The organism is Polaromonas sp. P1_G2 (genome assembly GCF_056405515.1).
Genome location: NZ_JBFUBY010000844.1, coordinates 1 through 537 on the forward strand (window position 1 = coordinate 1; position 537 = coordinate 537).

1 protein-coding gene is annotated in these 537 nt (G+C 61.1%); it reads left to right on the plus strand.

Translation table 11 applies throughout. The features are described from left to right. Positions 1-537 (plus strand): hypothetical protein (locus tag AC1D0P_RS27930; protein ID WP_477679703.1); only part of this gene is annotated, 537 nt, incomplete at both ends.

The following is a 537-nucleotide window of genomic DNA, read 5'->3' on the forward strand; positions in this document are numbered from 1 at the left end:
ACGCAATTCCGCACGCTGTTTGCCGGCGAGACCAAGATCGATGTCGACACCCGTTTCGCCGAAACCGGCCTCATCGATATCCGCTCGGGATCGATCACCAATGACAGTTTTGCGTTGATTGCCAATGGCGCGCTCGATCCGAAAGGCGAAGCAAAGCTGACCGGCAATCTCATGCCGGCCAGAGACAAGGACAGCGTTCACCTGGACCTGCCGCTCGCGTCGGGACCGATCTCGGTGGACCTCAGCAAGGCAAGCCTGACGCTGAACGGCGCATTCCGCAAGGCGACAATCGATATCGCTGCCGATCTCGCTGATCTGACGACGCCGCAGGCGCAAGTGGGCAAGATCAGCCTGACAGCGCATTCCGACGCCTTCGACTTTGGCGGCAAGACCGGAAAGCTGTCCTACCAACTCGGCGCTGCTGCACTCGATCTCGCCAATCCCACCGCCGCCAAATTGGTCCAGGGTCCGCTGAACCTGCGCGGCACCGCCGATATCAAGCCGGACGTGATCACGCTGGCCGGTGCAGAACTAGAG